Source organism: uncultured Phenylobacterium sp. (assembly GCF_902826855.1).
In the GTDB taxonomy this organism is placed as follows: domain Bacteria; phylum Pseudomonadota; class Alphaproteobacteria; order Caulobacterales; family Caulobacteraceae; genus Phenylobacterium.
On record NZ_CADEGK010000216.1, the window covers coordinates 1 to 7,077 of the forward strand.

11 protein-coding genes are annotated in these 7,077 nt (G+C 67.5%); 3 read left to right on the plus strand and 8 right to left on the minus strand.

The window, feature by feature from the left end:
* Together QZV94_RS21185 and QZV94_RS21190 are read left to right on the plus strand one after the other, a co-directional pair.
* The coding region (locus QZV94_RS21185) for a 3-keto-5-aminohexanoate cleavage protein (protein ID WP_293681590.1) at positions 1–357 on the plus strand (357 nt) is incomplete at its 5' end.
* Positions 358–478: 121 nt separating this feature from the next.
* Positions 479–1,261, plus strand: a complete 783-nt coding sequence (locus QZV94_RS21190) for an enoyl-CoA hydratase-related protein (RefSeq protein ID WP_293681593.1) — start codon at positions 479–481, stop codon at positions 1,259–1,261.
* A gap of 66 nt (positions 1,262–1,327) precedes the next feature.
* Here the strand turns inward: QZV94_RS21190 and QZV94_RS21195 are convergent, their stop codons facing one another.
* From QZV94_RS21195 to QZV94_RS21215, 5 genes are read right to left on the minus strand one after another with little or no spacing between them, the layout of a single operon-like run.
* Positions 1,328–2,521, minus strand: coding sequence for a phosphotransferase (locus tag QZV94_RS21195; RefSeq protein ID WP_293681596.1), 1,194 nt, complete (start codon positions 2,519–2,521; stop codon positions 1,328–1,330).
* A 3-nt stretch (positions 2,522–2,524) separates the two neighbouring features.
* Positions 2,525–2,842 (minus strand): 2Fe-2S iron-sulfur cluster-binding protein, encoded by a 318-nt coding sequence (locus QZV94_RS21200; protein WP_367255045.1) that lies wholly within the window; start codon positions 2,840–2,842, stop codon positions 2,525–2,527.
* 46 nt (positions 2,843–2,888) lie between these two features.
* A complete protein-coding gene (locus tag QZV94_RS21205) occupies positions 2,889–3,329 on the minus strand; it encodes a hypothetical protein (RefSeq protein ID WP_293681602.1) in 441 nt (146 codons plus the stop codon).
* On the minus strand, positions 3,326–3,949 hold the full coding sequence (locus QZV94_RS21210; RefSeq protein WP_293681605.1) for a hypothetical protein: 624 nt from the start codon (positions 3,947–3,949) through the stop codon (positions 3,326–3,328). Before QZV94_RS21210 ends, QZV94_RS21205 begins: the two co-directional genes overlap by 4 nt.
* Complete coding sequence (locus tag QZV94_RS21215) at positions 3,939–4,382, minus strand: M48 family metalloprotease (RefSeq protein ID WP_293681608.1); 444 nt, start codon at positions 4,380–4,382, stop codon at positions 3,939–3,941. The genes QZV94_RS21210 and QZV94_RS21215 overlap by 11 nt, the downstream gene beginning before the upstream one ends.
* A 153-nt stretch (positions 4,383–4,535) precedes the next feature.
* Between QZV94_RS21215 and QZV94_RS21220 the strand changes: the two genes are divergently transcribed.
* The gene (locus QZV94_RS21220) at positions 4,536–5,273 is read left to right on the plus strand and encodes a thermonuclease family protein (protein WP_293681611.1); all 738 of its coding nucleotides are present in this window, start codon (positions 4,536–4,538) and stop codon (positions 5,271–5,273) included.
* On the opposite strand, the gene QZV94_RS21225 is transcribed toward QZV94_RS21220, so the two are convergent.
* The 3 genes from QZV94_RS21225 to QZV94_RS21235 all read right to left on the minus strand — a co-directional run bounded on the left by QZV94_RS21225 (position 5,254) and on the right by QZV94_RS21235 (position 6,928).
* The gene (locus tag QZV94_RS21225; protein WP_293681614.1) at positions 5,254–5,400 is read right to left on the minus strand and encodes a hypothetical protein; all 147 of its coding nucleotides are present in this window, start codon (positions 5,398–5,400) and stop codon (positions 5,254–5,256) included. The genes QZV94_RS21220 and QZV94_RS21225 overlap by 20 nt on opposite strands.
* A gap of 88 nt (positions 5,401–5,488) precedes the next feature.
* Positions 5,489–5,971 carry a VOC family protein gene (locus QZV94_RS21230; protein WP_293681617.1) on the minus strand — a complete coding sequence of 161 codons (483 nt, stop codon included), beginning with the start codon at positions 5,969–5,971 and terminating at the stop codon, positions 5,489–5,491.
* A gap of 81 nt (positions 5,972–6,052) precedes the next feature.
* Complete coding sequence (locus tag QZV94_RS21235) at positions 6,053–6,928, minus strand: TauD/TfdA family dioxygenase (RefSeq protein ID WP_293681620.1); 876 nt, start codon at positions 6,926–6,928, stop codon at positions 6,053–6,055.
* Positions 6,929–7,077 lie beyond the last annotated feature (149 nt).

The window sequence follows — 7,077 nt, forward strand, 5'->3', positions numbered from 1 at the left end:
TACTTCGCCGGTGAGTACGATTTCATCGGTCGCGGCCTATCGGGAAGCGCGGGGCAGCCCGCCATAGGCTTTGGCCTCCCGCCCACGAGCGCTGCGCTCACAGCCTATCTTGAGATGCTGGAAGGGTCCGGTCTTTCCTGGTCCGTAGCGGTTTTTGGCGGCGATGTTGTTCGCACCGGATTGGCCCGTCTTGCGCTTGAGCGCGGGGGGCATTTGCGGGTGGGGCTTGAGGACTACGGCGGCACAGACACGCCTACGAATGCGGAACTGCTGGAAGGGGCGGTGGCGGTGTGCCAGGCCGTTGGCCGTCCACTCGCCTCATCGGCAGAGGCGGCCGATCTCCTAGGAATGACGTAACGCCTGCTCCGCCGTTAGCGGTGGGTGGCGACAGGGGCGCTGAAGAGACAGGGGCGCTGCAGAGTTAGCGGCCAGCCCGGGCCGAGCGAGGATGACAATGACTGACCATGGAACGGGGCCGGTGCTTCGTCGGCTGGAAGACGGGATCCTCACGATCACCCTGAACAGGCCAGAGAGTCTCAACGCCATCAATGGCGAGCTGACGCGACAGCTGGCCGATGCAATCGCGACGGCAGCGGCTGATACGGCCGTGAAAGTGGTGGTGCTCACCGGGGCGGGCGCGGCCTTCTGCGCCGGGGGCGACATGAGGTCGCTGGACGCACCGCGCAAACCCGCCGTGGCGGGCCGACCTGACGGCGCTCCACTCGCGCGAATCGCGGGCGATCTCGCCGGTCGCCTTCACCGCATGGCCAAGCCAACGATCGCGATGATCCGCGGCCCCGTGGCGGGAGGCGGACTAGCCCTTGCGCTCGCTTGTGACATGCGGGTGGCGAGTGAACGCTCCAAGTACACCTTCGCCTATACAAAGATCGGATTGGCCGGCGATTTCGGAGCGGCGTACTTCACCTACAAGGTTCTCGGGCACGTCAGGGCTCGGGAGTTCTGTCTTTTGTGTCCGCGGCTCGACGCTCTTGAGGCTCTACAGATCGGGCTGGTGAACCGAGTGGTCGCCGATACAGCTTTGGAGGCGGAGACATACGCCTTAGCGCGAACACTCGCGCTGGGCCCGCCGCTTGCCTACGCCGCTGTAAAGGAGAACCTAGACGCGGCCGCGGACTTGGCCATGGACGAAGCCTTCGCCCGCGAGGCGCAGAGCTTCATGGATTTGCGCGAGACCCGTGATCACAAGCGCTCCGTGCGCGCCTTCATCGAAAAGCAAGCGCCGCACTACACCGGCGAATAGATCTCCGCAAAGGCATGATCCGCTGCGGCATTTTCGGGCTCACACCAGAGGATGCCGCGGAGTCTGTTAGAACGCGTCAAGCGCCTTCAGGTCTGACATCGCCGTCGTCATCCGCCGAATGAGTTCGATGCTTGTCGCCTCGGGCTGCATGTCCGGCAGGAGCGGCGAGTGGCAGAGAGTCGGTGTCCACATGAGCAGCGCGGCGGGCAACTGCCGACGGTAGAGGCGCCAGGCGTCCGTTAAGCCGATCGACTGGCCGCAAGCGCGCAGGCGTCCGAGGTATCGTTCCAACAGCGCGCGCTCCCACGCTCGTCGGTCCTGGATCGTCAAGGTCGAGCTGACGGCGTACGCGAAGTCACGCGCCCAGACCCCGTGATTGACGCACTGCCAATCGCAAAGGCCCATGCCGCCGGTACCGGTGACATACCAGTTGCCGAGATGGACATCCGAGTGCAGCAGGGTGGCGGGGTGCTGGGCGTGATCGGCGAAGGACTCCTGGAGTTTGGGCCAGATCTCCTCTCGTCGAGCGCGGATATCCGCCGGAATGACGTCCGCCGCCTTCGTCATGGCCTTCTCGTGACCAGGTCGGAGATTGGCCATCCGATCGCCGTCCATGAACCACTGCGGATAGCTCCTCAGGCCAGCTCCAAACACGCTCTTGAGGCGCGGATCCCCGAAGAAGTGGCCGTGGAAGGCGGCGAGGGTGTCAACGATCTCGTTGGCTTGCCGCCGGTTGATGACGGTCTGAGGGGAACAGAAGGTCGCGCCCTTTGTGGCGACAAGGTCTTCCAGGAGGTGGATCGAGCGGTATGAGCGGAGGTCGTAGGCCGAGTGGTAGCCCCGCGGCGCCTCCAGCGAGAGCTCCGGTCTGAGCTGGGCGTAGAAGAGGGCCTCGCTCGCCATCGTTCCGCTATAGCCATTGGCCATTCGCGTCAGGGCGTTGGGGGTCGACTTTGCGAAGACCGTCGCCGGCAGTCCGGCGGCCCGGCCGACATCGTTATAGGTCAGGTGGATGCGGCGTCGCACAGAGGTCCCGGCGGATCCGTCACCTAGCCGGAAAGAGACGACCTTTGCGTCCGCGGTCTTGGCGCAGAGCGCGGCGGTCAGCCACGGCGCGGTCACCGCCTCAATGCGAAAGGGGACGTCGGATAGTCGGTGGGCGAGGGGCTGGACGATGCTCTCCCACGCGCGATGGACGCCGATCCGGGCGAGGGCGCTGACCAAGCTCGGACGCCGGGCCGGCACGGTGGCTGTGCTCATAGCCTAACCCCCGCCGGCCACGGTCAGGTGCAAGCCCTCCAACGACGGGTGAAGCTTGATCTGGCAGGACAGGCGACTGGTCGGTTGTCGTTCCGCATTCGCGAACTCGAGCATGTCAGCCTCGAGCGGGGGTGGCGGGCCGACTAGGCGGAAGCGCTCCGGCTCGACGTAGACGTGGCAGGTCGCACACGCGCAAGCGCCACCGCATTCCGCTTCAATGCCCGGAACGCCGTGCGCGACGGCCAGCGCCATGACGCTCTGCCCCGGCTCGCCTTCAAGACTGTGCTCGCGTCCTTCGGGATCCACGAGGACGACTCTCACCCCACTCATATCGCGTTCGGCCGCTCCGCCTGGGTTCGTGGTTGAATTATGCGTTCCAACGGGCATACGCCAGATAGGCGTCGAGCAGCGCCTGATCGATCCGGCTGAGATCGACGGCGCCAGTCCTTGCGCGGAGGAACGCGGCGAAATGCTGGATGTAGCGCAGCAGGCGGATCGCCGAGGTCGCGCCGCAGGGCGCCCGATATCCCGGCACATGGATGCGCAGGCGGGCGATCACGTACTCCTTCGCCAGCCGCCGCGTGACGGGATCGGCGATGCGGGCGAGGTTCAGCCGGTAATTGCTGTAGCGGGCGTTCACCCGGAAAATGGCGGCGCCCAGGTCCCAAAGATCGTCACCGAAGCGCGGAAGTCGCGTGCGGTCGGCATCGTCCCTGACCGCCACGCCGGCAAGCACGGGCTCGTCGTTGCCATAAATGGCCGAAGGCAGCGACGCGTGCTGCGGCAGCTTGATCGGTGCCGGCATCATGGCGCTCTCGCTTCGGGCGGCAGGTAGAGGAGCGCGGGGTCCGATGACCCAATCCGACGGGCTTCCTCGATCTCGGCGTCGGCGAACCGGGGCAGAATCTGTTCGGCGATGCGTCCGTGAACCCGGCCGAACTTGGCGATCCAGTCGGCTTCGCTCAGCACCTGCCGCTGCGCCCGGATGAAGTTGAGGAAGGCCAGGAGCGCGGGCACCTTGCGGGCGGTGACCACGGCATTGCTGCATTCGAGACACCCCCAGAAGGGGGACGGACAGGCCTCTCCCTCCGAGCCGAACGGGCTGTTGTAGAAGCCGCCGCAACTGGCGAGCCAGACGTCCTGCTCGCCGCCGAACAGCGCCTTGACCGCGGCGGCGCCGACAACGGGAAGGCCGGTCGCCTTGTCGGGATCGGTCTGGACGGCCGCTTCCTCCTCCGACGACAGGACACAGGGGGGGAACGCGGCGTCGAGCGCATCGGTCATGGCGTCGGCAATTGTCGCCTCGTGCAGATGACGAAGCGCGGGAATGTCGGCGTAGTGGTCGGCCGCGACCGCGACAGTGTGGCCGACGGCGAAGCGGTCGAGCTGGCCGCCCGTGCGCCGGTACCATGCCGCCTTATGGGTCATAGCCCAGGCGGGCCAGGGCCTGCACCGAAAGCGCATCGGCCTCGAACTCCTGGGCGGGGCTGAAGCCGCCTTCGGCTGCGTGCTCGGTCGAAAAATAGGAATGGCCGGCCACGACATGGGCCATCTCGTGACCGACGACGCCCGCCAGTTCCGCCTCGTCCCGTGCATTGGCCAGCAGGCCGCGCGTCACATAGAGCCGGGCCCCGGCAGCAGCAAAGGCATTGATCTCTGGCGTGTTCAGGATCTGCACGCGCCATGCCCCATCGGGCAGACCCAGGGCCGGGGCCAGGGCCTGGGCGATGCCGTCGACATAGGACTGGAGCCGCCCATCGCGATAGGCTCCGCCAAAGGCCTGAAGCACGGCATCGGCATGGGCTGCCGGCCCCGCAAGGACAAGGGCAAGACCGATCAGGGCCAGCGTGGCGGCCCGCATTACGCAACGGAACAGGATGGCCCGGAATCCCTTCGCATCATGATCAGCGGTCATCCTACACAAGGTGACGCCTGGCGCACGCGCCTTGCGCGGGCGCTGGTGGCAGCTGCACGGGTGCTGGCTTCAGCCGCACTGGGGCTGGCGCTCTGCGCCATGGCGCTGCCTGCCCCGCCCGAAGGCAGGGCCGGCGGCAGCGGGCTGGTGACGGAGGTTGCGGACGGCAACAGCCTGACCCTGGCGGACGGTCTCACCCTGGTCCTGGCAGCGGTCCAGGCGCCCCTGCTGCCGGCCGCGCGGCCGCCCTGGCCCCATGCGTCGCGGAGCCGGGCGGCGCTTTCGGCCCTGGTTCTGGGCCAGGTCGTCGCCTGGCGCCAGGCGCAGGCGCCCGACCGCCATGGCCGGGTGGCGGCACAGGTCGTGCTGGCCGATGGCCGCTGGCTGCAGGCGGTGCTGGTGGCGGATGGACAGGCCCGGGTGCGCTGCCGGAGCCGCAGCGATCACGGGCTGGCCGAACTGCTGGCCCTGGAGGACGAGGCCCGTGCGGCGGGACGCGGCCTGTGGGCGCTGGATGCCTATCGCGTGCGGACGCCGGACGACGTGGGCGACAGGCTGGACCGGTTCCATATCGTGGAAGGCACCATCGTCCGGGCGACCCGCAACGGCGCGCAGCTGTTCCTGGACTTCGGCAGCGACTGGCGGCGCGACTTCTCGATCCTGGTTGGTGCACCGGTCCGCCGGGACCTGGAGCGGCGCGGCCTGGACCCGATGGCCCTGGCCGGCGTCCGCGTGCGGGTCCGCGGCTGGGCGGCCTGGTCGTTCGGGCCGCGCATCGCCCTGGCCTGCGCCGCCCAGCTGGAAATCCTGGACGGGGTCAGTTCTCCTCCACCGTGATGCCGCCGGAGCCGACGTTGATCTCCAGCCCATCCGGCTGCTTGCGGTCCTCATAGACCATGTAGCCCAGGACGGCCGCCACGACGACCAGGGCGCCGACCAGGAAGAACAGACCGTTGCGGCTCATGCCGTATCCCCCGAAATTCCGCGATGCGGCGGGAACCCTTTTGCCCCCGCCCGACACGAAATTCGCAACCGCCGTCGCGGTTCCCGGCTCAGCCGGCCTGCGCCCGGTCGAGCTCTGCCAGGTCGATCTTCGTCATGGCCATCATGGCGCGCATCGCCCGCGCCGCGCGGGCCGGGTCGGGATCGGCGATCAGGCCCGGCAGGCGGGACGAGGTGACCTGCCAGGACAGGCCGAAGCGGTCCTTGAGCCAGCCGCACTGGCTGTGACTGCCACCGCCGGCAATCAGGGCATCCCAGTAATGGTCGATCTCATCCTGCGTCTCGCAGTCGATCATCAGCGATGCCGCCTCGCTCAGCTTGAAATGCGGTCCGCCATTGATCCCCACCAGTTCGACACCCATGAGCTCGAAGCGCACGGCCAGGACGCTGCCCACCGGCCCGGGTCCCGCCTCGCCGCAGCGCGAGACGACGACGATGCGGGAGTCGGGAAAGGTCGAGACATAGAAGTTCGCCGCCGCCTCGACATCATTGTCGAACCACAGGCTGGTCGTGATCTTGTGCTTCATGCGCATGGCGGTTGTCTCCTGACGCTGTCCCCGCCAAGGACGCAGCAGGTCGACCGGTTCCGACAGGAGCCGTCCGATCCGTCGCACTCAGGCGGCCAGCGCCGCCTCGCTCACCGGATCGCCGGCAATGCGGCTGTGCCACATGACGCGGGCCTGCGTCATGTCCCAGGGGGTCGCCCGGTGCAGCAGGCAGCGATTGTCCCAGATCACCGTGTCCCCCACCCGCCAGTCATGGTGGTAGATGCGCGGTGGCTGGCAGGCGAACTCCACCAGCTCGTCCAGGAAACGCTCCGACTCCGCCGGGTCCATGCCGGGGATGGCATGGGCGTGACGGCCGATCAGCAGCGCCTTGCGCCCCGTTTCGGGATGAACCTTGACCAGCGGGCGCAGCGGCACCGGCCCGTCATGGAAGCCATAGCCGCTGTATTCGCTGTCCTTGCGCTTGGGATCGAAGCCCAGGCGCCCCTGGCTGTAGTGCAGGGAGTGATAGGCGGACAGGCGCTCGACCTTGGCCTGCGTCGCCGGATCCAGCGCGTCATAGGCGGCGCGCATATCGGCCCAGCCGGTATGGCCGCCGATCGTCGGCACGAGCTCTGCACTGAACACCGCGCCCTTGGCCTGGAGCGGCATATAGGTGCTGTCGGCGTGCCAGCCCATATTGCCCTTCAGGATCTTGACCACGTCGTCGGCCGTGTCCTCGACGCGCAGTGTGCCATCGGGCTTCACGTTGCTGATGGGGGCGATGTCAAATTCCAGCGCGCCAAAGCGCCGGGCAAAGGCCACCTGTTCGTCACGCGTCAGGTGCTGGCCGGGAAAGACCAGCAGCGCGTGCTCCAGCCAGGTGGCGTGGAGCGCCCGCCATGCCGCCTCGTCCAGGTCGGCCAGGCGCAGGCCCGTGACTACGGCGCCGAAGCTCGCGTCAAGCGGCTCGACCCGGAAGGGTGTCGCAAGGGTACCCGGCATCGCATCCTCCCTTTCGGCTCATGGCCTTCTCTTTTTGGCCGACATTCCCAAAGTGGCCCGCCCCTTGCCTTCAAGTTCCCTTGATTTTGCTCCTTGGGTAAGCGTTTTTCCCCCCGAGCGTGTTCGTTCTCCCCGCAACGGGCGAAAGT